The 26161-nt window shown below is 36.7% G+C and carries 24 protein-coding genes and 1 pseudogene; 11 read left to right on the top strand and 14 right to left on the bottom strand.

Going from position 1 to position 26161, the window contains the following annotated elements:
* Window positions 1–269: 269 nt before the first annotated feature.
* Window positions 270–1796 carry an acetyl-CoA hydrolase/transferase family protein gene (locus tag L655_RS0111550; protein ID WP_024605118.1) on the bottom strand — a complete coding sequence of 509 codons (1527 nt, stop codon included), beginning with the start codon at window positions 1794–1796 and terminating at the stop codon, window positions 270–272.
* Window positions 1797–2476: 680 nt separating this feature from the next.
* Here L655_RS0111550 and L655_RS0111545 point away from each other — a divergent pair.
* The gene (locus L655_RS0111545; RefSeq protein WP_024605117.1) at window positions 2477–3733 is read left to right on the top strand and encodes an IS110 family transposase; all 1257 of its coding nucleotides are present in this window, start codon (window positions 2477–2479) and stop codon (window positions 3731–3733) included.
* Between the two features lie 51 nt (window positions 3734–3784).
* Here L655_RS0111545 and L655_RS0111540 read toward each other — a convergent pair whose 3' ends face one another.
* Together L655_RS0111540 and L655_RS0111535 are read right to left on the bottom strand one after the other, a co-directional pair.
* Window positions 3785–4297, bottom strand: coding sequence for a hypothetical protein (locus L655_RS0111540; protein WP_024605116.1), 513 nt, complete (start codon window positions 4295–4297; stop codon window positions 3785–3787).
* A gap of 3 nt (window positions 4298–4300) precedes the next feature.
* Window positions 4301–4885 carry an SHOCT domain-containing protein gene (locus L655_RS0111535; RefSeq protein WP_024605115.1) on the bottom strand — a complete coding sequence of 195 codons (585 nt, stop codon included), beginning with the start codon at window positions 4883–4885 and terminating at the stop codon, window positions 4301–4303.
* Window positions 4886–5128: 243 nt separating this feature from the next.
* On the opposite strand from L655_RS0111535, the gene L655_RS0111525 reads away from it, so the two are divergent.
* Entirely contained in the window at window positions 5129–5665 is a 537-nt protein-coding gene (locus L655_RS0111525) for an antitoxin Xre/MbcA/ParS toxin-binding domain-containing protein (RefSeq protein ID WP_241764481.1), read from the top strand.
* Between the two features lie 295 nt (window positions 5666–5960).
* Here L655_RS0111525 and cas6f read toward each other — a convergent pair whose 3' ends face one another.
* From cas6f to L655_RS0111505, 4 genes are read right to left on the bottom strand one after another with little or no spacing between them, the layout of a single operon-like run.
* On the bottom strand, window positions 5961–6566 hold the full coding sequence (cas6f, locus tag L655_RS0111520) for a type I-F CRISPR-associated endoribonuclease Cas6/Csy4 (RefSeq protein WP_024605113.1): 606 nt from the start codon (window positions 6564–6566) through the stop codon (window positions 5961–5963).
* Window positions 6563–7591: a type I-F CRISPR-associated protein Csy3 gene (csy3, locus tag L655_RS0111515; protein ID WP_024605112.1), complete on the bottom strand. Its 1029-nt coding sequence runs from the start codon at window positions 7589–7591 to the stop codon at window positions 6563–6565. Before csy3 ends, cas6f begins: the two co-directional genes overlap by 4 nt.
* Window positions 7591–9642, bottom strand: coding sequence for a type I-F CRISPR-associated protein Csy2 (locus L655_RS0111510; RefSeq protein WP_024605111.1), 2052 nt, complete (start codon window positions 9640–9642; stop codon window positions 7591–7593). Before L655_RS0111510 ends, csy3 begins: the two co-directional genes overlap by 1 nt.
* A gap of 3 nt (window positions 9643–9645) precedes the next feature.
* A complete protein-coding gene (locus tag L655_RS0111505) occupies window positions 9646–10827 on the bottom strand; it encodes a TniQ family protein (RefSeq protein ID WP_024605110.1) in 1182 nt (393 codons plus the stop codon).
* Between the two features lie 211 nt (window positions 10828–11038).
* On the opposite strand from L655_RS0111505, the gene L655_RS0111500 reads away from it, so the two are divergent.
* Both L655_RS0111500 and L655_RS0111495 read left to right on the top strand, forming a co-directional pair.
* A complete protein-coding gene (locus L655_RS0111500) occupies window positions 11039–11317 on the top strand; it encodes a hypothetical protein (protein ID WP_024605109.1) in 279 nt (92 codons plus the stop codon).
* Window positions 11318–11330: 13 nt separating this feature from the next.
* Window positions 11331–11984: a site-specific DNA-methyltransferase gene (locus tag L655_RS0111495; RefSeq protein WP_024605108.1), complete on the top strand. Its 654-nt coding sequence runs from the start codon at window positions 11331–11333 to the stop codon at window positions 11982–11984.
* A gap of 4 nt (window positions 11985–11988) precedes the next feature.
* On the opposite strand, the gene L655_RS0111490 is transcribed toward L655_RS0111495, so the two are convergent.
* Entirely contained in the window at window positions 11989–13797 is a 1809-nt protein-coding gene (locus L655_RS0111490) for an AAA family ATPase (protein WP_024605107.1), read from the bottom strand.
* 9 nt (window positions 13798–13806) lie between these two features.
* Window positions 13807–14112, bottom strand: a complete 306-nt coding sequence (locus L655_RS0111485; RefSeq protein ID WP_024605106.1) for a helix-turn-helix transcriptional regulator — start codon at window positions 14110–14112, stop codon at window positions 13807–13809.
* Between the two features lie 141 nt (window positions 14113–14253).
* Between L655_RS0111485 and L655_RS0111480 the strand changes: the two genes are divergently transcribed.
* Together L655_RS0111480 and L655_RS0111475 are read left to right on the top strand one after the other, a co-directional pair.
* On the top strand, window positions 14254–15843 hold the full coding sequence (locus L655_RS0111480) for a hypothetical protein (protein ID WP_024605105.1): 1590 nt from the start codon (window positions 14254–14256) through the stop codon (window positions 15841–15843).
* A gap of 14 nt (window positions 15844–15857) precedes the next feature.
* Window positions 15858–17309 (top strand): protein kinase, encoded by a 1452-nt coding sequence (locus tag L655_RS0111475; protein ID WP_024605104.1) that lies wholly within the window; start codon window positions 15858–15860, stop codon window positions 17307–17309.
* Between the two features lie 79 nt (window positions 17310–17388).
* Here L655_RS0111475 and L655_RS0111470 read toward each other — a convergent pair whose 3' ends face one another.
* Genes L655_RS0111470 through L655_RS0111460 form a run of 3 tightly spaced genes read right to left on the bottom strand, consistent with a single transcriptional unit; the run spans window position 17389 to window position 20838 of the window.
* Window positions 17389–18390: a TniB family NTP-binding protein gene (locus tag L655_RS0111470; protein WP_024605103.1), complete on the bottom strand. Its 1002-nt coding sequence runs from the start codon at window positions 18388–18390 to the stop codon at window positions 17389–17391.
* Window positions 18391–18392: 2 nt separating this feature from the next.
* Window positions 18393–20216, bottom strand: coding sequence for a Mu transposase C-terminal domain-containing protein (locus tag L655_RS0111465; protein WP_024605102.1), 1824 nt, complete (start codon window positions 20214–20216; stop codon window positions 18393–18395).
* Window positions 20209–20838: a TnsA endonuclease N-terminal domain-containing protein gene (locus tag L655_RS0111460; protein ID WP_024605101.1), complete on the bottom strand. Its 630-nt coding sequence runs from the start codon at window positions 20836–20838 to the stop codon at window positions 20209–20211. Before L655_RS0111460 ends, L655_RS0111465 begins: the two co-directional genes overlap by 8 nt.
* A 199-nt stretch (window positions 20839–21037) precedes the next feature.
* Here L655_RS0111460 and L655_RS0111455 point away from each other — a divergent pair, with 199 nt between their 5' ends.
* The 4 genes from L655_RS0111455 (at window position 21038) to L655_RS0111440 (ending at window position 23259) form a co-directional block, all read left to right on the top strand.
* The gene (locus L655_RS0111455; RefSeq protein WP_024605100.1) at window positions 21038–21343 is read left to right on the top strand and encodes a hypothetical protein; all 306 of its coding nucleotides are present in this window, start codon (window positions 21038–21040) and stop codon (window positions 21341–21343) included.
* A gap of 84 nt (window positions 21344–21427) precedes the next feature.
* On the top strand, window positions 21428–21991 hold the full coding sequence (locus L655_RS0111450; protein WP_125825551.1) for a hypothetical protein: 564 nt from the start codon (window positions 21428–21430) through the stop codon (window positions 21989–21991).
* Between the two features lie 127 nt (window positions 21992–22118).
* Window positions 22119–22787, top strand: coding sequence for a hypothetical protein (locus tag L655_RS0111445; protein ID WP_024605098.1), 669 nt, complete (start codon window positions 22119–22121; stop codon window positions 22785–22787).
* The gene (locus L655_RS0111440; protein WP_024605097.1) at window positions 22780–23259 is read left to right on the top strand and encodes a hypothetical protein; all 480 of its coding nucleotides are present in this window, start codon (window positions 22780–22782) and stop codon (window positions 23257–23259) included. The genes L655_RS0111445 and L655_RS0111440 overlap by 8 nt, the downstream gene beginning before the upstream one ends.
* Window positions 23260–23305: 46 nt before the next feature.
* Here L655_RS0111440 and L655_RS1000000127580 read toward each other — a convergent pair whose 3' ends face one another.
* Window positions 23306–23464 carry a hypothetical protein gene (locus tag L655_RS1000000127580; protein ID WP_024605096.1) on the bottom strand — a complete coding sequence of 53 codons (159 nt, stop codon included), beginning with the start codon at window positions 23462–23464 and terminating at the stop codon, window positions 23306–23308.
* A 246-nt stretch (window positions 23465–23710) separates the two neighbouring features.
* Between L655_RS1000000127580 and L655_RS0111430 the strand changes: the two genes are divergently transcribed.
* Window positions 23711–25729: an ATP-dependent helicase gene (locus L655_RS0111430; RefSeq protein WP_024605095.1), complete on the top strand. Its 2019-nt coding sequence runs from the start codon at window positions 23711–23713 to the stop codon at window positions 25727–25729.
* 135 nt (window positions 25730–25864) lie between these two features.
* Here L655_RS0111430 and L655_RS0111425 read toward each other — a convergent pair.
* Window positions 25865–26161, bottom strand: a pseudogene (locus L655_RS0111425) (AAA family ATPase); the annotation flags it as partial.

Raw genomic sequence — 26161 nt, 5'->3', positions numbered from 1 at the left:
CTAAGTATAGGGCGTTGCGCTATTTTGCACGCTGACCCACCAATACTGCCGAAACAGGTTACGGTTAGTTGTGTACCTCTAACTTCTTATGGCTTCCTTCAGACCCCACCGTTGGCCAGTGACGCCCTTGCCATTCAGATTATCTTCCCCTTAGTCAGGGTGATAAGGCATCTTTCAGCCTATCGGGTTTGCCAGCTTCGCTGGGCAAACAAAAAACGCTCCATAAAGGAGCGTTAATCAAAGCATCTATCTATTAACTAAAATAGACCTTAAGCAGATAGCGGCATTGGAATATCTGTTGCGGATATTTTTTTCATGCTGCCTTCTTGCTCTAAGCGAATATGCCAGCTAAACGCTTCTTCAAGTAAATGAGGCGTATGCCCGCCACGCTCACAAGCGCGCTCGTAATAGTCTAACATTGCTTCGCGATAATCTGGGTGCACACAATGCTTAATAACTTGTACAGCACGCTCACGCGGTGCTAAGCCACGTAAATCAGCTAAACCTTGCTCGGTTACTAAAATATCAACATCGTGCTCATTATGATCAACATGGCTCGCCATAGGTACAACGCTTGAAATCGCGCCATTTTTAGCAATTGACTTAGTCACAAATATTGCTAAATGAGCATTACGAGCAAAATCACCCGAGCCGCCAATACCATTCATCATTCGTGTGCCACACACATGTGTTGAATTTACATTGCCATACATATCAAACTCAAGTGCAGTATTAATGGCAATAATACCTAAACGGCGCACTATTTCAGGATGGTTAGAAATTTCTTGAGGGCGTAACACTAGTTTATCTTTGTATTTTTCTAAATTATTAAATACTTGTGCGTTACAGCGCTCCGATAAAACAATTGAGCTGCCCGATGCAAAGCTCATCTTACCTGCGTCAATTAGGTCAAACGTCGAATCTTGTAGTACCTCTGAATACATTGTTAAATCTTTAAAGTCAGAGTCGAGTAGCCCCATCATCACTGCATTAGCAATATTACCAATGCCTGCTTGCAGCGGACCTAAATTAGCTGGCAATTTATTTTTAGCCACTTCGTCTTTAAAAAAGTTAACCAAATGGCGCGCAATTGATGCAGTGTCTTCATCAGGGTCGGTAACGGTCGAAAACGAGTCGCTTTGGTTAGTAAAAACAATACCAACAATTTTTGCAGGATCGATAGGAATAGCAGTGCTACCAATACGGTCATCTACTTTAACTAACGGCATTGGTTGGCGAGTAGGACGATACGAGGGAATGTATATATCGTGCAAACCTTCAAGATTAGGGTTATGCAGCATATTAATTTCAACGATAACTTCTTTAGCAAAAATAGCAAAGCTTGCTGAGTTACCAACCGATGTAGTAGGCACAATATGCCCTTCTTCGGTAATGGCAACCGCTTCAATAACAGCTACATCAGGCATAGTTAATTGATGATTTCGTAAATGCTCAACCGTTTCAGATAAATGCTGATCAATAAACATTACTTCGCCGTTATTAATCGCTTTACGCAAGGTGCTATCTACCTGAAAAGGCATACGACGCGCTAAAATGCCTGCTTCGGTAAGTAGTTTATCTAAATCATTACCTAAAGATGCGCCAGTCATTAAATTTATTTTTATTGGATTTTTTTTGACTTGCTCAATTAACGCTCTGGGTACTGCTTTAGCTTCTCCGGCACGAGTGAAACCACTCATCCCTACAGTCATTCCATCTTTAATAAATTGGCTTGCTTGTTCTGCCGGCATCACCTTGTCGTGCAGGTTACTATTGCGAATACGTTCCAAGTGCATACTGAGCTCCTCTCTAAATTTGACATTATTCTAATCCTAACTTCGTACGACACAATCTAGACTTAAGTCGTATTTACGAATCGAGGATGAGCAACATGTTTAAAAGGGATGTTAATTTACTTTTAATTAATACTATCATGTAGTTATTAGTAATATTTTTAACAGAAATGACATAACAATCTATAAAGTAATTTATAAAGTAATCTATAAATAAATAGTATTATTTAATTAGAGGAATTATTTTTGAGGAATTAACTTTATTAGTTCAAACACCCAATGTTGTTTGAAGTATAAGTTGACATAAGAACATACGTTTCTACTGGGCTACAGCGCCATAGGTGGAGTGTAACTTGGCATAAAATTGAAGTGTATAATGGCATAAAGTTACCAAATATAGGCTTTATGAGGTCAATCCCATAAAAATACTGCCAAGTTTAGTTGGCTGCTATGTGCCAACTATAGTCTTTGAACCTTAATAATCTATACTTTGAATTGTTGAGGTTATGTGCTCTTTACTTACGAATATTGTGCCATCATCATTTAATGATCACCGCTTTTCTTTCGAAGTATTGAGTTACTTTACTCAAAACGAATACTCAGGGCTTGCCTTACAAACGCTGTCTATATTTCTTTCGAAGAGTAAAGAATGCATAACAAATTTCAATAATCGGAGATTTGGCATGAATACTAAAAATGATAACTTTTCTGCATATGTTGGCCTTGATTGGGCTGATAAAAAACATGATATTTGTGTGCAGGTTAAAGACGAAGAGTCTCGGGCGTTCAGCGTAATTTCTCACTCACCTGAATCAATTCATGATTGGGTTGAGGGATTACATAAAAAAGTAAAAGGCAATATTGCTGTTGCAGTTGAGTTAAATAAAGGACCTATAGTATATGCCTTGCAAAAATATAGCTTTGTTACAGTTTATCCTATTCATGGATTAACCCTTGCTCGATACAGACAAGCTATGTTTCCTAGCGGTTCAAAAGATGATCCTTCAGACGCTGAATTAGCATTAGATATGATGCTCAATTATCCAAAGAAGATTACCCCCCTCAAACCAAGCAGCGAGAAAACAAGAGCATTAGCCCTCCTTGTCGAACAACGTCGATTACTTGTAGACGACAAACGTAGGCATGCGAACCGAATCATTAATGCTCTAAAGCAATATTATACACAGCCCTTAGAGTGGTTTTCACACAGAGATACAGAGCTATTTTGTAATTTTCTAATTAAATTCCCAAACTTAAATGAATTAAAACGCGTTAGAACAAATACAGTTGCCAAACTATTAAACTCCAGAGGAGGGCCCACTGTTAAGAAGACCCCAGAACGCATTGCATCTATAAAGGAGGCAATTCCTCTTACTAACGACGAATCTTTAATTATACCTTATCAAACGTTTGTCATGGCATTGGCCAAACAGATGTTGGTATTAATTAACAATATTCGAGAGTATGACTCACAAATAAACTCAATTTTTACCAGTATGGATGACGCCTCAATATTTGCTTCACTTCCCGGTACAGGCCCTTGCCTTGCTCCTAGGCTTTTAGCTGCTTTAGGGGAAGATAAATCTCGTTTTAGTAGCGCACAAGAAATACAAAACTATGCAGGCTTATCGCCAGTTACAGAGCGTAGTGGTCAAAAGAGCTGGGTACATTGGCGCTGGCAATGTTCTAAATTTGTCCGTCAGAGCTTTATAGAGTGGGCTTCCAAAAGCGTAGCGCAGTCTTATTGGGCGGGCATTTATTACGCACAGCAAAAAGCGAAAGGTAATTCACACCAATCGGCAATAAGAGCGTTGGCCTATAAATGGGTAAGGATCTTATTTAGGTGCTGGAAAACAGGGAAAGCTTATGATGAATCAAAATATTTAAAAGCACTAAAAGAGAAAGGTTCTCCTCTTTTAGTGGTAGAAAAAGCTTGTTGAATGCCTCAGGGCGTGAAGCGGACAGTCGTAACCATAGTCACTTGTTATATTTCAATTGTATCTGTCCATGAATAGATCTGAATACTTGCGCCAAATAGGAAGTAAATTTTCAAAATCCAATTTATTATTGGAGACTTGAACCGTTAAACCACCAAGGTTTTTCTTATCGTTAAGCACTTTGTTTTGGTTTTTCCAATGATTTTCAAGATGCTGGGGCTTCTTTGGAGTAGGATATCTTCCATCCCAAATAATATATTCTGATAGAACATTTAAAATTCCATTTTCTTCTTTGGACGTTGTGAAGTTTGCGGTTTTTGACAATGACACTAAGTCATGGGTAGCCCCGAAACTAACGCCTGCGCCTACACAATGCGCTTTGAAAAGAAGCTCTAAGGACATTCCCATTAACATTTTGTACGTTGACCAGCAGTTTATCTCTAACTCTCTTTCTTTTTGCATTGCTTTCCATAGAGTGCGAGCTGACACCAAAAGGTCATGTGATTTGTTATGCCAGTAAGCTGGTGTTTCTTGGCGTAGTTCGGATTGCTTGTTGTAAAGATCCATTTTTCAATTTCGCTTCAAAAGCTTAGTTCTAGCCTCGTTAAATTCCTCTTCAGAGATGTGACCATCTTCTTTGAGCTTCGCCCATTTTGTTAATTCATCTGCCACAGAGTATTGCTTTAACTTTTCTCCTTTGATTATGTCTACCTCTGACTGATTTGTTGATTCATTGCATGACTTTGGTTTTGTTGAAAATATTCCATTAACCTCTACCCATTCTCTGTGCCTATTCATGGGGGAGTAAAATAAAACCTGAACCACAATCAAATAAGCAAAAGCAATTCCAGCGAACATTAATGAAATAAAGAACTCATCATCGTAAAACCAGCTATCCTCCGCACTGAAATACTTATTGCCCCAATAAATCGAACTCAGAGCGCAACCAATGAGAGCTAACCATGCATAGCCCTTAAAATTTTTGACTGCAGTATCAATGCTGGAGAAGTCTTGATTCTTCTTCATCATATATATGCCAAAGCCCAAAAATATGGCAGGAATAATGCCGAAAAGAAACACTATCGAAGGGGCCATCAAAAGCGAAAAAATAAGCAGCTTACCTTGGTCGCCACTACTCATAGGTTGATTTTGCAATGTACACTCCTTTTGAAATATAATTTAATAGTGCGCTCGTCGCGCATATTTCTACCGACACCACGCTCATTTATCTACTTTATATAGTTTTAACAAATTACCTAAGGCATTACTATCACTAAGTTTTCTAAATTTTTTAGGTAAAGTTAAACGAATCAATATGCGCGCAGCGCTCATTTTCATGAATATATGCGCAAAAAGTAGTTTGACCAATCAATTAACGACTATATTTAGCCAATATCAATGATTGGTTATCGCTCTAATCCGACTATCAGCTGGATAACAGAAGTGCTATTATTAAATATAACTTTTCTTGGCTTTGAGGTATGTATGCCTAGTGATATTCAACCTAGTGCTAATCATAAATTTGTAGATATACTCAGCAATGGAAAAGTTAATTTAAGCTCAAACCCTTTAGATGAAATTGAATTAATTCAGCGTGGTTTAGATTTAAAGAGTGTTGAGAAGTTTAGGCTTCAGTTAGGTTGGGATATTCAATCCTTTGCTAAAGCAATTGGTACAAATATTAGAACTTTGGAACGTCATAAAAAAGAGTACACACGTTTAAATGCAACTTTGAGTGAAAATACCTTTGAGTTAGCTCATCTAGCATCAGCTTGTATTGATTACTTTGAAAATATTGAACGATGGAATAAATGGCTAAATACGTACTCCTTACAATTTAGCTCTAAAACACCTTTAACATTTGTAAATACAATTGCTGGTAGAAGGTTAATTAGGAACGTTATAAATAGCCTTAAATACGGTTATAACGCTTAAAAACACCCCAGCATTTGCTGGGGTCTCTCTATTTAGCCTCTGCCTTTTCGGCAGTTAAAAGTCACAAGTTGTGGTTGTTTACTTCCTGGCCTAATTTCAGCTGCCTACTCGGCAGTTCACACTGGTCGCCCGAGTCTAATCGATTGCCTTAAATTTCCAGCTGCCTACTCGGCAGTTCACTATTAAAAATAGTTTAAATTTCTATAAATACCAAACTGTTAAACGAATTTAAATTATTTACCCTTATTTTTAATTAACCTGATAACCCATTGAAAATAAGAAGAGTATTTTATGACTACTGAAAAATGGGATTCAAAGAAGGAACCGTACCTAGAAATGTTTGATTTGTAGCAAAGCCATAATTGTTAAAGTGATTATTTATGGGTTCAGGTTTTTCGACTTTTTGTACATGCAAAACATAACTTTGACCATTGCCTTTGCTTGATACGGGTATTGAATGAAAGTGGCCTATGGCTTTTTCCTCAAATTTATATTCAGGGTTGTAAACCTCGCCTCTAGCTTCAGCTCGCTTTTTAGCGCGTTTCAATCGTCTTTGCTTTTCACCAACAAATGCTTTGGCTACTGATTGGTTGCGAACAAACATGACTTCGCTTTGATTTACTGGTACTTCGAGTATTTTTGATAAGCCAAATAACTTATCATGAGCCATCATCTCAAAATAGCTTTGCTGAGATAGGTTGGTTAATTGCTTTTTATCTGTCGATACAAACGCTAATTCATTACCTATAGTTTGCTCATTCCATTTAGGAAAGCACACACCAATATTACTTATCTCGCGTGAACTCATAAACCCATGCAAAATACCAATGCAACGCCCAGCAAGGAGGCTTACATCACAATTTTTAGGTAAATAAGTAATAGTAAAATAATAGCGTTTCAAGCTTTACTCCTTTGGAACAAGCCACCTTTAATTAGCACTGCCGCAATAAAGTGAACTGCGTTTGATTCTTCATTTTGCGCCAAACCATGTCTTTCCATGTGCTTAATATGCATGGCAATGCGCGGGAGTAATGAATAAAAGTCTGAATGGGTCTTAGGTGTTCTGTGTGCAACTAATATTTGCTTATCTGCACCATACTCATGAGTGCGCAAAGGTTTGTAGCCTCCCTCATACCAATCATCGATAGTTTGGATAGCAGCCCCTACTTTTTGTGAGTTTAAACTTGCTGCTTTTTTATCGCCGACTTGAGTATATGCAAGTTGTTTAGATGACATACCCTGTTCAACAGTATCTACAAACTTTTGACTAGGGTGAACTTCTTGGCTAAATGCATTTTTAATTTTTGCGGTTATATCTAAGTAACAATAATTTTGAGGATTGCTAAGCCCTTCTTGAATAGCTTCTGACAACGTTAATAATGCTGTTTGATTATTTTGCCAATTGCCTTGCCATTTTAGTTTTTGTGCACCTTCAACAATAATTGGAGCTGCGTGCTCAGTGAGGATTTCAATATCAACATTTGGTGATTGGCGGTTGCGCCAAAGCCAATTGGCCATCAGTATATTTTTAGCGTAACGGGTAGCAACTTCATTAAGGCCATTGTGCTTTTTATAGGTTTCAAAAAACCGTTTTAACCAATAAATAACTTTAGGGTCATCACAAACATGTGGTTCATTGCTATTAGCCTCAACCCTGAGTGAAAAACGGCAAAATAGCTCATTTACTGTTGGAGGCACGTAGCACACATCAATTGTTTGTGGGTTACCAAAAGCGAGATCTTGTGGCGCTAAATTTTTAGCCACATTTTGCTTTTGATACGCATCGCCAAACCCTGACTTTTGCCCAACTAATTTATTTTGCTCTATTTGTAGCGGTTCAAAATCTGATTCCGGTGTTTTATAAAAAAATACCGCTTTACTGGGTGAGAGCGAACGCGTGTAACTTAAGTGCCGAGGTAATTGCATTATTCATACTCAAACTTAGACTTTTTCATAAGCATAGACTCTTTTTGAACATCCATAACCCAAAATGCGTCATGAAAGAACTGCTTAGCGCCTGCGTACTTTACTGATGTATTGCTAACACACTCTAACAACCCGATTACGGGCTCAGCATAACAATGGTATTCATGTAAGGCTGCATCTCGCTTTACGGGTTCTTCAAGCGCAGCAAAGCCAATTGCAGCGGGTCTTAAATTAAAGTTACCGTTAAGGGCATCAATCAATTGTTCAAAACTTTTGACTACTTTTTTTGAAGGGTACAACCAACTACCATTTAACGATTTTGCCTTCATATTTTTAAACAGCTCATTCGGTTTAGTATGTAAATGGCACCAGTCTATATTTTGATACAACGAAGGTGGATGCATAGTGCCGCCTGCAAACGTAGATGGTAGTGCGGGCTTTATAAGCTGACTATTTAACTTATTAAGCACCTCTTTATTTGGTACAAAAAGCCTAAATATTAAATCGAGTGTTATATCGCATTTAGGTTTATCAATAATACCTGACCTTATTACATGACTACGCCCTGCAACTTGTTTTAACTTACTTGGCTCAGGTAATGGTTTACCTGTATGTAGTTGATAGCTTTCAATGTAAATAGCACTGCCAATACACTTAATTGAAGGGTCTATAAAGTTTTTTAGCTTACGCTCAAAGTTATGAGCAAGCCCATTTAAAGCAGTAAGTGACGGCATGCCTTGAATATACGGGTTAGCCATTGCCTCAGCATCAAACACTCGCATATCTTGGCAATGTACATACACTATCTGCTCATCATTTAATGTTTCTTGTTCAGCAGTGCAATGAGTAAACACATAGTTTAGCTGAATTTTAAACAGCCCCATTAAATTAGGTTGATATGCAAAGCGTTTGAGCTTACTTAAAGTACCAAGGCTCTCATTTAATACGTTACTAAATTGGCTAATACAGTTAGTAATACTCTGATCTAAGTAATGCTTTGCCCACTCAGGGTAAGCTTGCTCTTGAGCGTTATTTTTAGCTTCCAGAATGTTATCCAGCCATAACTGCAAGCTAACACGTACTTGCCTAATAGCCGCTACTCGCGCTAATCGCTTTTGCCTTAACGTATTAAACTGTTTAATACCAACCAATACCAAAAGCGCATGCTGAAATTGACTACTTAATAGTGCACGAATTTTAAATTTTTTCTCAATATCATTATTAGCTACTTTAGAGCGGTTAACAGCCTTAGAATATGTTTTAGGAAAGTAACGAAGCACTCTAATATTACCGCCTACTGAGCTTGCTAAATCGCCAACATTAGCAGGTCTTGAGTGCTCAACTAAGCCAAAGTTTAACTTACGACCTGTTGTTAATTGCTGAATTTTAGCTAGCATTGCGTGGCTTACTACAGGCGTAACCGCAAGGTAGCTTTGCTGGAATGGCATTTGTAATTGTGGTGAAAAAGAGCTTACTTCTAATGGGAGCTCTGCCACTGGCAAAAGCTGTTTTATTTTGCCTGCGATGTCTAAAACCGCCTTTTTAGTAAACCCGTATTTTCTTATTAAATTAATCCAAACAGGCTCTTCAGCTATTAGTAACTTTGCTAAACAAGTTACTTCACCTTGCCAAATAAATGAGGTTAAAAATAGCTTTGCATGATTAATTTCAGCACTGTTGTGCGACCAGCCAAAACTTAAAGGTAATGACCGGCTACAAATACCCGCAATATCTTCACTTACTACCTTACTAATTAAACGCTGATGGCTTACTCGTATATCAGGGTATTTTAAATTATGGGTATGAAACCATTTAACTTCGTTAATGCACTTATTCAATAACACTTGATCGCGCAATACTCTTTTAGCAGTTCTTACACTTGTTAAATCATCAATCTCACTTCGCTTATAAACAAGATTAATGAGCACAACGAGAGCTTGTTCTTCAAAGCCATCTACCGCAACATGAGGCGTGTATGGAGCAAACAACTTTCTAAGTGCTGTGGTTTTTTCTTTTAGTGATTCAATTGCAAATGCATCTTGTAAGTTCATAAGTTACCACGGCGCTATAAATTGTTTTTTTGTTTGAGGCTTTTCAGCTGCAAATGCTTGCTGTAGTTCAATTACTTGGCGTAAATAAAAAACATGGCTATCAGCTCTGAGCTGTTCGTGCTTTTTTTGTGGGTAAGCGCAGTTTAAAAAGCCTTCTTGATGAAGCCTATAAATCTGCTCTGTGGTGGTGTTTAATAATACTGCTGTATCAAAAGTACAAAGCAGTAAGTCAGCAATATTTGGATGTTTAGTTTTAGGGTTATTATCAACTAATTCGACAAAGTAATTAATAATCTCATCAAGAACTTTGTTTTTACGGTTAGTTGTTGCGGCTATTTGAGCATCACGGATCACATTGCCATATACAGAGTTGAACTTAGTTTTATTAAAAGGGTTAAGTTGCTTAAGCCGCGCATTGTTTGTGAGTAAATCTAATTCAGCGTTAAAGCTATCAGGCCAAGTACTAAAGTAATCAACAAAGGTACGGTTAAAGTCAGCATCGCTTACATCAAGTTGCTTAACCTTCGCAAACCACGATATCAACCCCACTATTTTATGGCTGTTACTACCTGCAAGCGCAGATGCAATTTTAAAGTCTGCATCGTTTAACTGTTCACTACTGGTTGGTTTATAACCACAACCACAAGTGCACTCTAAAAACGTCTCAGAAGCTCTGTAATCAATTGAGTCATCGCATTCCTTACAATGCATAGTTAATTGTGCTTTATGCTTATGGCACGCTTTATAGGGCTTTAAGTGCCAATAAAAAGGAATATAGGAAGATTCAGACAAGCATTTAATGCAAACAGGTATGTTATCAGTACGAAGTAGCTCAAGGGGAATAGCCAGTTCATTTCGACTTACTGCGGCAAGGTTGCCAAATTTAAAATTACTGCGCCGCCATGCAAGCGAAAGAATATTACCAGCGTTTACATCTGCTAATTGGGCTACTAACTTAAGCGCTCTTATTCTAAAGCTGCTCGCTTGCCTAGCATGATAAACATCAACCTTAGTCAGCTCCAACGGCAACGCACCTTCAAGTTCATGATCTTGTTCTGCAAGCCATTGCCACAAAATATCAGCAAGCTCACTATAGCCATCGTATGAGTTATCCCTTGCAAGCCTGAGTAAATAGCTTTCAAGCGCCTCATCAGGATAAGGTTTTGTTTGAACTAAAAAATGCATCGCCAACCTAAACTAAGAAAATCTTAGTTTAGGTTTAGGCTAAATAAATTAGATAGTCAAAAATAATTATCGTTAAATCATTCGTACTTCACAAAAGTACAATATCTGATACTGTAGAGAGCGTTACGGCATTTCTAAAGGATGTATTAATAGCCAGTAACATAAAAAACTCAAATTTAAAAATACAAAGCTAACTTATAAGGAGATTCTTATGGCTTGTAACTGCTGTGGCAAAGCTTTAAATAGCGGCATGGTTCAAAAGAAAGATTCATCAACCGGTCAAAAGTTTAAATCATGCCCTCATTGTTCAGACGCTAATAGTTCTGAACATATATTCCATCCATATCCGGCTTCTTTTGGTATTACTCCTGCTCGTAAAACGGCTCGCAACCCTGATGGATATCAAAGCTATTGCATTGATTGTCGACGATTAAAAAAGGGCGTTGCTTCGAAAGCTTTTCACAATGGCCGCTTGTGCTGCACACTTTAACTAAAGAGATTTAATGCAAGTACATAAAGATGATGCGGTAAATTGGTTATCAACACTTTCAACCGAAAGTGTTGATCTTTTAATTACTGATCCACCCTACGAATCATTAGAAAAACATCGAAAAATAGGAACCACCACTCGCTTAAAAGTAAGTAAATCGTCAAGTAATCAGTGGTTCGACATATTCCCAAATAATCGCTTTGAAGAACTACTAATTGAAATTTACAGAGTGCTGAAAAAAGGTTCGCATTTTTATCTATTCTGCGATCAGGAAACAATGTTTTATATTAAGCCAATAGCTGAAAACGTAGGTTTCAAGTTTTGGAAGCCAATAATTTGGGATAAAGTGACTATTGGAATGGGCTATCATTACAGAGCTAGACACGAATATATTCTTTTTTTCGAGAAAGGTAAGCGCAAGTTAAATGATCTAAGCGTTCCAGATATCCTCACATGTAAAAGAGTATACAGGGGCTACCCTACTGAAAAGCCAGTTAAGTTAATTGAAACACTCATCTCGCAAAGCAGTAATGAAAATGAACTCGTCGTTGATCCTTTTTTTGGCTCAGGAGCTACTTTAGTAGCAGCCAATAACTTAAATCGACAAGCTGTTGGATGTGATATTTCAGAATCTGCTCACTTACATCTAAAAGATCGAATCACATAAGCAGTTATTGATTATGTGATTCAATAAAATCCCAGACCGTTTCACATAGCGAAGTTAGCTCTGGCGTTAACTTCCAATCATCAGACTCATTCATTAGTGAAATTGCAGTATGACAAAATTTAACTTTGTCTTTAATTGTACCTGATTTGTCAGAATAGAATTTCCGTTCAAGTCCATCAGCTTTGTCGACATAGCGCTCTAATACTTCACCAATACCATACCTATTAGATTTAAATAGCTCTTCCTTCATATTTTCAAATCTATCGATATTACTATCAGTTCTCTGTTTAAAAGTTCCCCATCTAGCTTTAGCAGTATCAATCAAAATACCAAAGGGTATAAAGTTTTCAATTTCCTTATAGTCAAGTAAATAAAATGCATCACCCAAAGCTCCCCTTAAGCTTTTAACACGCTCACCTTTACCATCGATATCTGCGTCAGCTATTAGTAAGATATTTCTGCTGAGTCTTTTAGCGGGGGTTTCACTTCCATCATTTTCAACATCATCACTGAAATCCCAGTGAGTTATATTACTGCCTTGGTACTCTGTAAAAACAAAATGAAGATTTTCATGATAACTTTTCAGCTTACTTTTCTTATCTTCATCTTCGAGCTCTTCTATGTACTTATTTAGATAGGCTCGCAAGTATAGCTTATCAGTAACGCCTTCCACCCAAATTGAACAATTAGCAAGAAGTACCGACGATGCTCGTACACCAAGCTCATTTAGTAACTCACCATAATCAAGGGAAGCTTGGACTTTACTCTCCCCATTTATTCTTGAAACTTGTTGAATTGAAATATCGTTACGCTCTTGTGCTAAATCTAAAAAGTGGTTTGAGTGAGTAGTCATAAAAAACATATGTTCTTTATGCTTTGCAAATGTTTCAATCAACGTTCTCTGAAGTCCAGCGTGTAAAAAGTGTTCTGGTTCTTCTATAAAAAACATCGTCGGTTTTTCAGCCATGAACACTTTAAACGTCAAGATGATTATTGACTGTATGCCATCGCCTAAATCGTAGATAGCTCGATCTTCATCCTCACCTTCTTTAACATAAACAACATCCTTCTTTACCATCGGAACCAGAGAGATATCATTGCCAAAAAAGAAGTTTTCAGAAAGATATTTTTCAAACTCTCGTACTTTTTGCCGTTTGTCGTGAGAGCCTAACAGATGGGTTTTCAAATCTTCATACATACTATGACCAGTAAATATTTCTGCATCTTTTAGTTCTGGAGGAAAATAATCATCTATAGTTCGAGACTTAAAAAGATCCTCTGGGGATACTTGTCTCAAACTTCTCAGAGTAGGGATATACACTTTAGGCCATTTTCTTGTTTGATATTCAGTCACAAGTTTTTCAACTGACATACCAAAGTTTTTATCTATCCATTTAATTAAAATGTCTCGAAAGCCTTTTTCATCATTTGATGAGCTATGACTAGGGTCGTATTTTGAGGCCGAACGCAAAGCTGCTATGAAAGTTTCAAAATTATTTGGCTGGCTTTTAATTTTTTTTAGACAGTCTCTAAGCTTAACTTCATGAAAATTATTTAATCTATTAAATGGCGAATACCCACTTGAAAGTTTTTCTAGGTAGTCTAGGAACTCATTAGCCACAACATTTATGTTTACATCTGAAATGTCATAAGTCCATCCCTTTTGCTCATCCTTAAAAAGCTCTCTCAGCTTTCTACTTTTACCAGAGTTATTAGGCCCAATAAAAAAATTTATTTGACGGGTACTTTCCAATAGCCAAAACTTATCATCAATTTTTCCGATTCTTTCTATTAAATTTGTATTGATATCCATATTGACCCACTATTTTTGGTTCTCAGCTAAAGTCCCTAGTAATTCTTTTTGCTGTTTTTCTGTAAGCGTACCGAGTACACATATAAGCTCTGCTAAAGTATCTTCTTCACAGTAAAAGTAAGCTACTGGCACATCTAGCTCTTTAGCAATGCGTTTCATGGTTAAAAAGTCAGGGGCATGTTTGCCTTTTTCGTATTGGTTCATGCGAGCACTAGCCGTATTTGGCTCCATTCCTAATGCCATACCAAGCTGTTGCTGAGTAAGGCCAGCTGCTTTTCTTGCAGATTTTAGGCGTGAAGGTGTTGGAGTTTCCATGTGAACCTTAGCTATAAAAAACATCTTGCTAAGATTCTCTTAGTATCTAACCCATAAGTGTACTAAGGATATTTTAGTTTTTAAATATACACTTAATTAGTAATGTCTTAAACTATACATTTATGAGTTAAAAGGGATTTTATGCTTGTTTTTGCTAGCGATGCTTCGGGTAAGATTGTTTCAATAAATAATGTCAAAAATGGTAAAGCATGTAATTGCTTTTGTATCGCATGTAATGACCCTCTAATTGCACGCAATGGCGGCACTATAAATGCTCATTCATTTGCTCATACTACAAAAGAAGAGTCTAGAACATGCTTAATGACCGCTTTGCATCAGTACGCTCAAGAATATTTTTTAACGGCTAAAACAATAAACCTTCCAGAAATTACTATTTATCATAGAGGTTACAGTAAAACTGAACCTAGTAGAAAAGCCTTAATTAACTCTGCAAAACTTGAATATAGCATTCATAACAAATACATCGCCGATGTGAAGTTAGAAACTGATGTCGGTGATTTATTAGTTGAAATTAAGGTAACATCGCCTTGCTCAGCAGAGAAAATTAACTTTTATCGTGAAGAAAAGCTCGCTTCCTTAGAGTATGATTTATCAGTTTATATTGATTCGGATTATGCTGATGTAAATTGTGCTCTTAAGCATAATGATGATACGTCTAATTGGTTATTTGGTTGGTGTGAGGATCAATTAAAAGAAGAGATTAATCAAAAAGTTGAACTCAATCAAATAGAAATGAATAAAAAAATTCGACAACAAATTGAAGAGTCAAGAAAACAAGCTCTACGTAAATTTGATAACTTAAAAAAGCGACAACGATTAAAAATACCCAGCCACAACATTGGATTTAACCATAATATCAATGGTAAAAATTACGATTTATCTGCCCAAGTAGTAAAAAGTAAAAGTATACATTTTAAAGAAGTTTTACTTGAAGCAGAGCATGAACATTTTTTACTATTGAAATGCGTAGCTCTTAATAACTCTAATCAAGAACGAGTGTTAAATGTTGCCCTTTTATTTCAACATGATACCCCCGATATCCTCAAAAAAGAATCAGGCCAAATCATCGTAGGTCGAATAAAAAAATCAAAACGATTTAAGTTCGAATGGCTTAACTTTACACCACCAGACTCGGCTTTCGAAAGAGCCAAATTTATAGCAATTGCTGAAAAAGAAGAACAACTAAAAAAGTATAAGTTTATAGAGCACGTAACAAACTATGCTGACGTTTATGCATTAGAGCAAGATAGATATTTTTCAAATGATTACCCAAAATGGAAAATCTGGCTTGCTTCACAAAGCGATATGGCTTCCAACGAAAATTTTAATGTTAAAAAACCCAAGTATCCGGCTTTATTAAAAACAAATAATACACACCCTCAACTTTGGATGTTTGATCGCTGGTATATATTAATATTTAGTAAGTTAGCAGAGTTTATTGACAGCTATCCAATCAATACCCCCATAGATACAAAATACATATTTGAGCTACTAAAAAACGAATTTCCACTTTCCCATAATTACAATCTCTTTGTCGAGCAAGCAGAGAAAATGAATGTTTCAGGTAAATTAGAGCACTTACTAAAGCCTGAAAGCATTATAAATACTTGCTTATCATTTTTTGAGGAAAAGTTGGCAGTAGTAAAAGAATCCAATTATTTTATACGCAAGTACGATTTGAAAATACAAATACTACCTGCAAAAAATTAAATTATGGAAAATTCATGAGTAAAAGAAGAAAAATCAAAATTGGTACTATTTTTAATGGTTGTGAATTACTAGAGCTATTGGGAAAAGGAGGTAATGGAGAAGTATGGAAAGTGGTTAACCACGAGCAGGAAGCCTTCTACGCTATAAAGTTTTTAATAAATATAGATGTAGTTAACTATAAACGTTTTCAAAATGAAGTCTCTATTCTTTCAAAGCTAAAAATTGATGGCGTTATGCATGTGATAGATTCTTATTTACCTGATGATCCAAAAAGTGAATTTCCTTGGTTTATGATGCCGGCCGCGCAAGATTTTAGTAAATATTGTGAAAACCTCACCCCAATAGAGGTTGCGAGTGAATTTATAAAGTTGGCGATAACACTCAAAGAACTTCACTCGCAAAAAATAGCACACAGAGATATAAAACCAGCAAATATGCTCATTTACAATAACCGACCATACTTCACTGATTTTGGCCTAGTTCAATACCCTGGAAAAGAGGATATAACACCAGAAAGAAGAGATATAGGAGCCAAGTACACTATGGCGCCAGAAATGAGAAGGCAAGCTGATAGATCTGATGGTTTGCCAGCAGATGTGTACTCTTTAGCTAAATCATTATGGATACTTATCACTGATCAACATAAAGGTTTTGATGGACAATATAATCCTAACTCTGTAATTGGAATAAGCCAATATTGCCCTGACATTTATACGACTGAACTAGATAATTTACTTATCGAATGCACTGATAATGACCCAAAACGTCGCCCTAGTATTTTGAGTTTTTTAAACAGATTGTCAAAATGGATTAGCTTAAATAAAGACTTTGAACAGCGTAATTTATTAGAGTGGCTAGAGCTACAAAATAGGATATTTCCACTTGGCACACCAAAAAGTATTACATGGACTGATAAGAATGCAATCATTTCTATTCTCAATCAAATTGCGTTTACAAAAAGTTTAAATCATATGTTTTACCCAAATGGAGGAGGAAATACTATTAATAGGATTACAACACCTTCAGAGCCTTCAATGATTGCACTTCACTCTGGTAGTGGAACACGTGCAGATATAATGAAACCTAAAAAGTTAACTTTTGAGTCATTTGGTTTTGATCCTCAATGGAACTATTTCAGGCTTGAATTAGAAAAAATTAAACCTATTAATATAGATAATTCTATCCATTCAGAGGGTATTTGCCAGTCTTTATGCGAAATTGAAGACGGTGAGTATGTTGATTATAGCTGCTGGACATATAATGATTATGAAGGACAAGAATTACCAGAAATAGCTAGACCTGTAGAGCGATTCTTATCAGGTTCGTTTGTCTTTTTTGGTACTAGTTCCATATATAATAGTATCAGTGCTACTTATGATGCGCGTCACAATATGATGACCGAAGAGGAATTTTGTAGGTACATTGGAGAAGCCGCCAAACGTTTTTTTAATAAATCTAATGATTAACTGTTCTGCAAAGATAAACCTGTATTTTATCGGCTTTCTTTACTAAAAAAGCTAAAGCTCTTTAGTTTATAATTACTTGTCACTTCCTCAACAACTGACTAATCGGCATTCGGTCAGTAAACTTAGTCGCTATAAATGGATCTTTATCTTGGGCGCTTTCAGGTTTGTATAGTGAATAGCGCTCGACTTCGCTGGCTGTAATTTCTGAAACCGGCAAGGTAAATAGGTTTGGTACATCAGGAAACAGTACTTCAAATGCTTTTACCAAGTGTTTAGTCGTGAGGGTTTTTGCGTTACCCACTAAAGCGTAGAATACTGCATCATCTAAAAAGTATTTTAATGTTCTAAAACAACCTTTTGATAGTGAAAACAAAGCAAACACTGTTGCTTGCTCACTTAAGTTTGGCTTTTCGGTGAATGGCATACGGTTGGCTAGGCCAATTATTAACTGCACAAAGTGCTTTGGGTTTTCTGATAGTTTAAAATAAGGCAGCTGCCGCCTTACTAATAAACGCGATGACCATTGGGGCTCATCTGCTATTTTTTCTGCCCACGGCATACCAACTAATACAATTGATACACCCGCTTCATCGTTAATGTATTTTAATCGGTTGGCAATCTCGCGGCGCTTTTTACCTTGGTTGTGCTCAATTAGCTCTTGAAACTCATCAATAATTACAAGCTCTGTACCACACGTTTTTAAGCATTTTATTAATGATGTCGTTAAGCGAGTGCCGTTTATTCGTAGCTTACGCTCTGTGCTGCCTACTTGCCCTAAGCCTTTAAGAAGCTCAGCTAAAGTAGATTCTAGTGTCGGGTTACTAGGTATGCGGCTTACTAATACAGGGTGGTTCATCACTCCATTAATAAATTGCGGTAAGTGACGTTCTTTATACTGTTTTATTAGTGCTGTTTTACCTGTGCCTGTATCGCCACTTAAAAGCATGCAAGGCTTTTCACCTGCTAGCCCTTTACCAAGTCTTAATCTGTCGAAGTCGTTAAATACCGTGCTTATTATTGGGTATTCAATAAATACATCGCGAAATTCATTTAGTTTTTCTTTTTGTTTATTGGTCAGCATAATTAAAATCCATCTAGATCTGAGATAAAGTCATCCCAGCTATCTGTTGGTTGCTCTTTAGGTGTGACCTTTTTGGGCTCTATGGGTTTGCACTGAGTTATTGATTTTTGTGAATCACTACTGACATTTTGATGCTTAGCTAGCGCTTTACCGCCTTTTACTTTTGAGTGTTTTGGCGCATTTTTTAACGCTTCAAACTCGTTTTGAATTTTATTATGAATAAACATACGCGCTTTTGCTAAGCCTACATTATCGATAGAGCCCGAAATAAAGTCGCGGTGGATGCGTATGTTTATTTTATGCTGATTCAAACTTAAATTTTGGGTGTAACCGTTTGGGTCTATGCATGGTACTTTTATGTAATGCTCTAGCTTATCGAGGTATACGTATACATAAGAAATATCTTCGGGGTTTAACTTAACTAAAACCTTATGAGATACGTTGTGACTAAATTGCTTTCTGTAATTAGACAGCTCCGTGCAGTCATACCTTAAGTTTTCCAGCCATACCCCTCCCTTTCGAAGTTTAGGGTGAATTGAAATACTGAGCACAATATCTAGTCGTTGTAGATCATCATTACTCAGCATTGTTGGTGGTAACGTACTAAAGCCTTGCTCCCATAGTTGGCTCGGTATGTATTTAAAACGGCTGTCGGCATCTTGATGGTAAACGTCTACTACCCATTTATGAAATAACTGCATAAAGGTCGTAAAACGCATAATTGCATCTTTTTTGGGATTATATTCATGCTTTTGTAAAATATTAGAAAAGGTTTTACCTGGTATAGGGTCTAATAACTCTGTATTTATTGTGCCGAATATACGTTCTACAATTGGTTTTAACCAAGGCTTTGCGACAGCGTTATACTGAGTATTAATGCCTATTTCTTCACAAGCTAGCTCAAGGCTGTTACTCCAAAACTCGGCTCCATTATCAACAACGAGTGTTTCAATTTTACCAGCACACTTCCACTCATTTATAGTATCAGGGTATAGTTTTGCCACTTCACTTTTAGGTTTCATCGAATTTAGCATTGCTCGCCTTACTGCATCGTAGCTAGGCGCACTGAAGCTAAAATAGTAGCCAACAATACAGTGGCTATACACATCTATTAATATGGTAAGTGTTGGCCGACCAAGCGGGATATGTAGCTCATCATCCAATAAAATAAGATCAAGCGGTGTATGGTCAATTTCAACTTTTTCGAGTACTCGGGTAGGCCGTGTATGCCCTTCTACTTTATTAAAAGCAATATCAGCAAGACGTTTACCATAACGAGCAACCATTACTTCGTATTGCGGTAAGTTATCTATTCTGTTTTTGAATGCTTTGTATGTTAAAGGCTTTAAAACACCGCCTACAACACTGTCGTTTTCAATAATAACTAAGTCTTTATAGAACTTATAAGCCGAAGCCACTGATGGCTTTTCTTTTACTAAGTAACGCTCAAGTGCCTTTTCAAAAAACTTATCGGTAGCTGTCTCGCGCTCCCTGTTCCCTTTTTTTTGGTGGCTTGGTATTAGCGCAATGATATTTTTATCTGCATTTGTATAAGCGCTATACCATCGTGCAGCTGTTCTCCAGCTAGGCTTTTTTTCTCCCTCAACTTCTGGCATTACTTTTAATAAAGGTTCAAGGTTTTTTTGTGTCCAACCGCCTTGAATATTCCCCTCAAGCCATTGAATATATTTAAGCTTAGCGAATGTTGTTATTTTTATTTTATCAGGAAGGGCTTGTAAATCTTTGGCGTAATTTTGAGGTGGTTTGGTCTCTACTTTTGGTAATGGCTGGTTAAATTCATCTTCAAACAGCCCGTCATTAAACATTGTTAGACCAAATTGCTGTTTCTATTGATATTTCATTTGTAGTTAAGTCGGCAAATAACTGCCCCAATGATAACAATCGTAGCACTGTAGCAAGTAGCTCACCGGCAGTTACTTTTAAAAAACTAACTAACTGGCACACTTTAATAGAACCGTATTGCTTAACAAGTTCTAGCACCGATGCTTGCAACTCTGTTAAAGACTGAAAACCAGAATAGCGATGTAAAAGCTTTAAGTTATTGAGTGTTGGGTATACACGGATTTGCTTATCAGTAACCAGTATTAAGTCGCGTCCATCCTGCTTAGCGATGGCTTGCTTTTCAATAAAACGTGCACGAAAGTCTTCATCGGCAATTTTGCTTTGCGGTTTTACTTCTATAAATTTTTGCGTGCCGTCTGTGTGGGTAAGTAAAAAGTCAGGCGTGTAACGGCAAATACGGTTATCAAACTCATATTCGTAACCGATTGGTTGTGCTTCAAATGCGGCTATTGATGGTGAAAATTCAAAATGGAAACACGCATCAAACTCTAAAGAGGATTCAACTAAACAGGTAGATTTATTTTTTTGACTAGCAAATTTATGGAGGTTTTTAACACGGGAGTGTTTGAGTTTTCTTCTGTACATGTGAGTCAACCATCTAACCATTTGGTTAAATACTAGACTATGCCACCTTATACTTCCAATTTATGCCATCTTTTAGTACAAATATGTCAACTTATACTTCAAACAACAAACTGACAAGCTTGATTCTTTTAGTGTTGTGCCAGTAGGTGAGCATACGACTAGGGCTTTAATAATGCCAGTTCGGGTTTAAGGGGGTCTTATGTTGTTTCATAAAATCTCAGGCTCTTGGCTAACGAGTTATAAACGATTAGAAATTATGATTACTCAAGAATCGATCATATTATTCAATTCAGCCCAGCAAGTTCAGGCTAAACTCACAATAAACCGCAAAGAAAATAACGGATTGGATACGGCTTTTTTTTACAGTAAAAGTAATCACCGTTGCGCGTTCATCCCCGATGGTAGCTTAGGTCACTTTGAAGTATTTAAATCAAAAGAGGGGCTTAGAGTCAGCCAGTTTAACGCTTTAGGAGAGTTAATTAAAACCGTATCCATGACACTTTAAGTTGAAGCCGCATTAAATGTGGCTTTTTTTTTCACTAAACTAAATGTATCATCTCAACTACACATTCAATTAATAGCGTTAATTATGATTCACTCACTCTCTGTCATTCCTTTACGTGAAGCCCGTTTACTTCAGCCCTGCCCTAATACTGCTTTAATTGCGGTAAGAGACTCAGGTACTGAACTTGATCGTGAAGTAGCTACTGGTGAATGGGGATACTTTAATAAAATTGCATTTGATGATGCCGCGTATTCAGTAGAGCAAATAAAAGATCATGGTAGAGAATTTTGGAATTATTTTGACGGTTGTGCTCGTAAGGTACATGCTCTCAGAATACTTTTAATGATTAAAGAAATACATCAAATTAACGAAATACAAAACATTATTATATTTTGTGACTCTGGTTTATCCCGCTCCGCTGCAATTGGTAAGTACTATTCGGAAACCTATGGTGTTGAACTACATTCAGATACATCTAAAGCTAATACATTGTTATACAGGTTGTTGAATAACCCTAGTTATTTTGATGAAGCTTTACTTGAGTACGTTGAAGAACCTAAAGAAAAAAAATCTAAAGAGCCTCGCAATTTATTTCCATTTGGCTGGTTTGACCTACTCATCGAGAAGTTATTAGGAAAGCAGTCATAAAGTAGCTTTTTAAGCTTATCTAAAGTTATACCCTGCAATAATATACGTAGTTACTAGCTTGCACGATTACGAAGTAGCGATAGATTAAATACAACTTATCGCAACTTCGCAATACGAGAATAAAATCATGAATGACACCTCCCCCATTTATATACCTAAATCAGACTCTGAACTTGAACTCATTGCTGAAAAAATTGGGAATAGCCTTGCTGCCAATACTGGCATTCGAGTTACTTCAAAAGAAGATCTGATGAGTATTGCTGTTGATGCTTTAAATTTAAGTAGCCTCTACTCATTCTATAACGAAACTTATGGCATAACTTCTACTTCTGATGGCTCTCCAATGCATGGCACTGAAATGAGTAAAGGCGCACTTGGATTCTACGACACGCTATTACCTAATTATGTTTGGGTTTTAACAAACTCGCGCTTAAATTTTATTAAAGTTTTTTATAGCGAAATTGATATAGAGAAAGTGAAAACCTCAAATGAACCTAATTTAGAAGTCCTAAAAAATAACACTCAAGCCTTTACTAATTCCCATAATGAAAACCCATTTTGGCAATATATAAAATGCCGATTTCAAATTGAGTCTTTATCAATTGCCTTACCAATTAATGAATCGGTCGGCCTACCGCTTTACTCTAACTATATCGGTCTTAACCACTTTCTAGCTGAGCGTTTATCACTTACATCCATAAATCCTAACTTGCCAATTAAGGAATTGGAGATGAATGACATTGAGAGTGAATATATTTTGATAAAACTAGAAAAGAAAGGGCCGAAATATGACTGAATACCCAGCACTTCAAGTATTAGCGGATAAAGTCATTTATAGAGTTCATTTGATTCAAATATTAAGATATTTTGGTTTTAGATTAGCCGCTTTAAGTGCGTTTATTAGTTTGTATTATTCTTATTATCTGATTTTCAGTATATGTGCCATAGCCGTTATCGCTGTGTACTTAACAAGCTCTGCTAGCAATCATTTTAAAGTGAGTTTTTTTACAGTTTCTTTAAGAATTTACCCAAGATTAGAGCTTTTTCCTCCCGTTCCAAAGTTCCTAATTCCATTTTGTAATAAAAAAGCTACGAGTGAAATTATTTATGAATTGAAAAGCTTGGTAGCGGCGCTAAACAACAAGATTATAGTAGATAAATATAATCAAGTAGATAGCTTTAGGGCTGGGGCTTTAACGGTATACGATGCGGTTAACTTGGTGCTTATGTGTGAAACTCTTATTAAACTCAATCAGAACAATTATTAAAGTCGAATAAGAAGAAAACGCTGCCTTTTGGCAGCGTTTGTCGTTATTACATTAAATTATTCTTCTTTAAATATGCCGCAACACCTTCAAACGAACCAAATGCACCTAATAGCATTTCTTGCGCTCTACTCTTTGCTTCCTCTGTCGGCGCGGTCTTAAGCAACTCATACCATGTTTTCACTAAAGCAACTGGCGGATTGTTCATAAAAAAGCCTTATATATAAAATCAATATTGATACAAAAATACTAAGCAAAGTATAGCAGTAAACTTGTTGGTTTCAAATTTAAAACAACAACTATCCAACAAAATATCTTTATGTATATCATAAACATAGAGTTAAATTAACTTAATCCTATCATGCACTTACTTTCATAAACTTACTTGCGGGATTAGCAATATCTGTGAAAATAAATTACTGAGCATTTAAGTCCTGGTTAAGGTATTTAATTAATGAAACAAGCATTTCCTTTGAACGAAAACGTGGTAATTATTGCAGGTCCTGGTACAGGCAAAACAACAAAGCTACTAGAGATAATAAACAGTAACATTAATGATAGTGGACTAAATCCAAGTGATGCATTAGTACTGATGTTTAACTCGGATATTAAGAATGAGTTCGCTAATCGGATGCAATCAAGTAACTTACATAACCTGACTTTAGTGAAAACTTTTCATGCTATGGCTCTTCAAGTTCTGAAGGAATCAGGTTATCTCAAAGCCTTGGGTATGACTGTTAGTTTCGATGATGGCAGCATCCAGAAGAAAATATGCTCATCTGTTATTTCTCAATTATCATTACTTGAGTTTGATTATAAAAAGAAACAAATGATGGAAGATAAAAAAGCAATCGGTCTAATAATGCAATTTATCTCACTAGTTAAATCTACCAACCTATCCCCTGAAGATGTTTACCTATCTCTTGATTTGTCACCAACATGCAGTTTTATTGTTTCGGCATATCATGGGTTTGAGAAAGTTAGGTGCAGCAAAGGCCTTCTCTTCTATGATGACTTCGTGCCATACGCTACCACTGCGCTAAACAACCCTGAACTTGTTATAACCCCATACTCAAAAGTCTACACTCGAATTTTCGTTGATGAATATCAAGATATTAATCAGTCCCAATTTAATTTTATTAATGCCATTAAGTCTGATAGCACAACAATTGTTGTAGCTGGAGATATAGATCAAACTGTGTACTCTTGGAGAGGTTCAGACCCAACGTTTATGCTTAACTTTGAGAATACATTTACTCCCGTACAGCGTGTAAGTCTCAATAAAACTTATCGCTTTGGCCATTCAATTGCGCTGGTTACTAATAAGCTAATATCAAACAATAATCAGAGGTTTAACAAAATTGTTTCTTCTAGCACAACAACCCCAAACTCAAGCGTTCGTTTAATAGAAACAATGCAACCGGCTGGCGAAGCTATTAAGATAATCTCGGCCAATGCGCTCGTAGGTGAATCATATGGTGATCATGCTATTTTGCTCAGGAGATGGTCTGAGTCTATTCTTTATGAATTATCGTTTTTACTTAAAAAAATTCCCTACTCTATCCCACCAAACTTTTCACTATTGAATTCCAAAGAAATTAGGCTTCTTTCTTACATACTCATCTTAATTACAAATCAAGATGAGGTTTTGCTACAAGATGAAAGAAAAAACATCTTATTCGAGCTGCTTGGCTTTCCGAGTCTTAATGTGACTAAAGCTGTTTATGACGATGTAATAACGCGCCTTAGCAATTTACCGTTTAAATTATGGCCGTCAGCAATAGACACTATCTGTATGTCTAGTAAGGACACTGGTTATAAAAAGGTTAGTGAGCGTATTAGAAATATTGCGAGTTTAAAAATGATCTCATCTAAAAACGCTTATGAAGTGCTGAAAAAATACTTAGATGATAGCCAAGTAAAACGGGCTATGAACTTTACATCAATTTCTAGTGATGAATATGAAGAATCATTAGAGCGAATAGATACTTTATTACTCATTCTTGAAAAACTTCAGTTAAGCTGCAAAAGCGCCCTTGAGTACTTCAACACCTTATTTAAAATGACCGCCATTTACAATCAAAGTGGCGGTGTGACACTTACAACAATTTATAGATCCAAGGGCCGTGAGTTTAAAAACGTAATATTACCTAACTGGGATAAAGATCTACTTGGCTCCAATAACAGTAGCCTTGCAATACCAATTTCACTAGAGGAAAGCCGACGACTAGCCTACGTAGCTACAACAAGGGCATCAAGCAACCTAATAATGCTAACTCGACCTCAAAAGCAAAATTGTCCTAAAAAGGTTTTATTTGCAAGATTTCTTGACGAAATGAAAATCGAAAGCTCTAACGAATGTGCAAAATTGATTAACCTTAATCAGATAGCCACCAGCAACCTAGATGAAATTGAGTTTCGCTATGTACAAAGCATGACTAGCTGTAGCGGCCTGACATCTTATTTTGCCTGACCCGATTTTATCAGCATGTTCTGACCCACAATCATTGATTCTACCCTATGAGGCTGGCTCACTTTAATTAAGAATGGAACCACATTGATTAACACTGGGACTGATTTCATCGGCTTGGGCCCACTTTAATCGACTCTAAATTGGCAGTCCTGCTTCACGCATTTCAGCTGTCATTTCTTTCGCTCTATTTGGTTCTAGCCCTCCAGAGAATAATTTTCTTATTTCGGATGGGCGATAGCGGAATTGTTCAGCAATGACGCGCTCATTGTAACCATGCCTGATAAGTGTCGGTTCAATTTCATATATGCGGCTAGACAGTGTTTCCTCCAAAAGGTCAACATTGATAGGTTTTATACCGACTTTGTAAGCTTCTTCTAGGGCTAATGTTAGATGTTGTTCTACCTGAAGAGGCGTACTGAGATGTTCAGCTAG

Source organism: Pseudoalteromonas sp. TAE79 (genome assembly GCF_000498015.1).
In the GTDB taxonomy this organism is placed as follows: domain Bacteria; phylum Pseudomonadota; class Gammaproteobacteria; order Enterobacterales; family Alteromonadaceae; genus Pseudoalteromonas.
The sequence above is the reverse complement of the archived record's forward strand: the minus strand, read 5'-3'. Positions and strand labels throughout refer to the sequence as shown.

Coding starts and splice junctions, on each gene's coding strand:
- L655_RS0111550 (WP_024605118.1), bottom strand. CDS start 1,796: ATGCACTTGGAACGTATTCGCAATAGTAACCTGCACGACAAGGTGATG.
- L655_RS0111545 (WP_024605117.1), top strand. CDS start 2,477: ATGAATACTAAAAATGATAACTTTTCTGCATATGTTGGCCTTGATTGG.
- L655_RS0111540 (WP_024605116.1), bottom strand. CDS start 4,297: ATGGATCTTTACAACAAGCAATCCGAACTACGCCAAGAAACACCAGCT.
- L655_RS0111525 (WP_241764481.1), top strand. CDS start 5,129: ATGATTGGTTATCGCTCTAATCCGACTATCAGCTGGATAACAGAAGTG.
- csy3 (WP_024605112.1), bottom strand. CDS start 7,591: ATGCAATTACCTCGGCACTTAAGTTACACGCGTTCGCTCTCACCCAGT.
- L655_RS0111510 (WP_024605111.1), bottom strand. CDS start 9,642: ATGAACTTACAAGATGCATTTGCAATTGAATCACTAAAAGAAAAAACC.
- L655_RS0111505 (WP_024605110.1), bottom strand. CDS start 10,827: ATGCATTTTTTAGTTCAAACAAAACCTTATCCTGATGAGGCGCTTGAA.
- L655_RS0111500 (WP_024605109.1), top strand. CDS start 11,039: ATGGCTTGTAACTGCTGTGGCAAAGCTTTAAATAGCGGCATGGTTCAA.
- L655_RS0111495 (WP_024605108.1), top strand. CDS start 11,331: ATGCAAGTACATAAAGATGATGCGGTAAATTGGTTATCAACACTTTCA.
- L655_RS0111490 (WP_024605107.1), bottom strand. CDS start 13,797: ATGGATATCAATACAAATTTAATAGAAAGAATCGGAAAAATTGATGAT.
- L655_RS0111485 (WP_024605106.1), bottom strand. CDS start 14,112: ATGGAAACTCCAACACCTTCACGCCTAAAATCTGCAAGAAAAGCAGCT.
- L655_RS0111480 (WP_024605105.1), top strand. CDS start 14,254: ATGCTTGTTTTTGCTAGCGATGCTTCGGGTAAGATTGTTTCAATAAAT.
- L655_RS0111475 (WP_024605104.1), top strand. CDS start 15,858: ATGAGTAAAAGAAGAAAAATCAAAATTGGTACTATTTTTAATGGTTGT.
- L655_RS0111470 (WP_024605103.1), bottom strand. CDS start 18,390: ATGCTGACCAATAAACAAAAAGAAAAACTAAATGAATTTCGCGATGTA.
- L655_RS0111465 (WP_024605102.1), bottom strand. CDS start 20,216: ATGTTTAATGACGGGCTGTTTGAAGATGAATTTAACCAGCCATTACCA.
- L655_RS0111460 (WP_024605101.1), bottom strand. CDS start 20,838: ATGTACAGAAGAAAACTCAAACACTCCCGTGTTAAAAACCTCCATAAA.
- L655_RS0111455 (WP_024605100.1), top strand. CDS start 21,038: ATGTTGTTTCATAAAATCTCAGGCTCTTGGCTAACGAGTTATAAACGA.
- L655_RS0111450 (WP_125825551.1), top strand. CDS start 21,428: ATGATTCACTCACTCTCTGTCATTCCTTTACGTGAAGCCCGTTTACTT.
- L655_RS0111445 (WP_024605098.1), top strand. CDS start 22,119: ATGAATGACACCTCCCCCATTTATATACCTAAATCAGACTCTGAACTT.
- L655_RS0111440 (WP_024605097.1), top strand. CDS start 22,780: ATGACTGAATACCCAGCACTTCAAGTATTAGCGGATAAAGTCATTTAT.
- L655_RS1000000127580 (WP_024605096.1), bottom strand. CDS start 23,464: ATGAACAATCCGCCAGTTGCTTTAGTGAAAACATGGTATGAGTTGCTT.
- L655_RS0111430 (WP_024605095.1), top strand. CDS start 23,711: ATGAAACAAGCATTTCCTTTGAACGAAAACGTGGTAATTATTGCAGGT.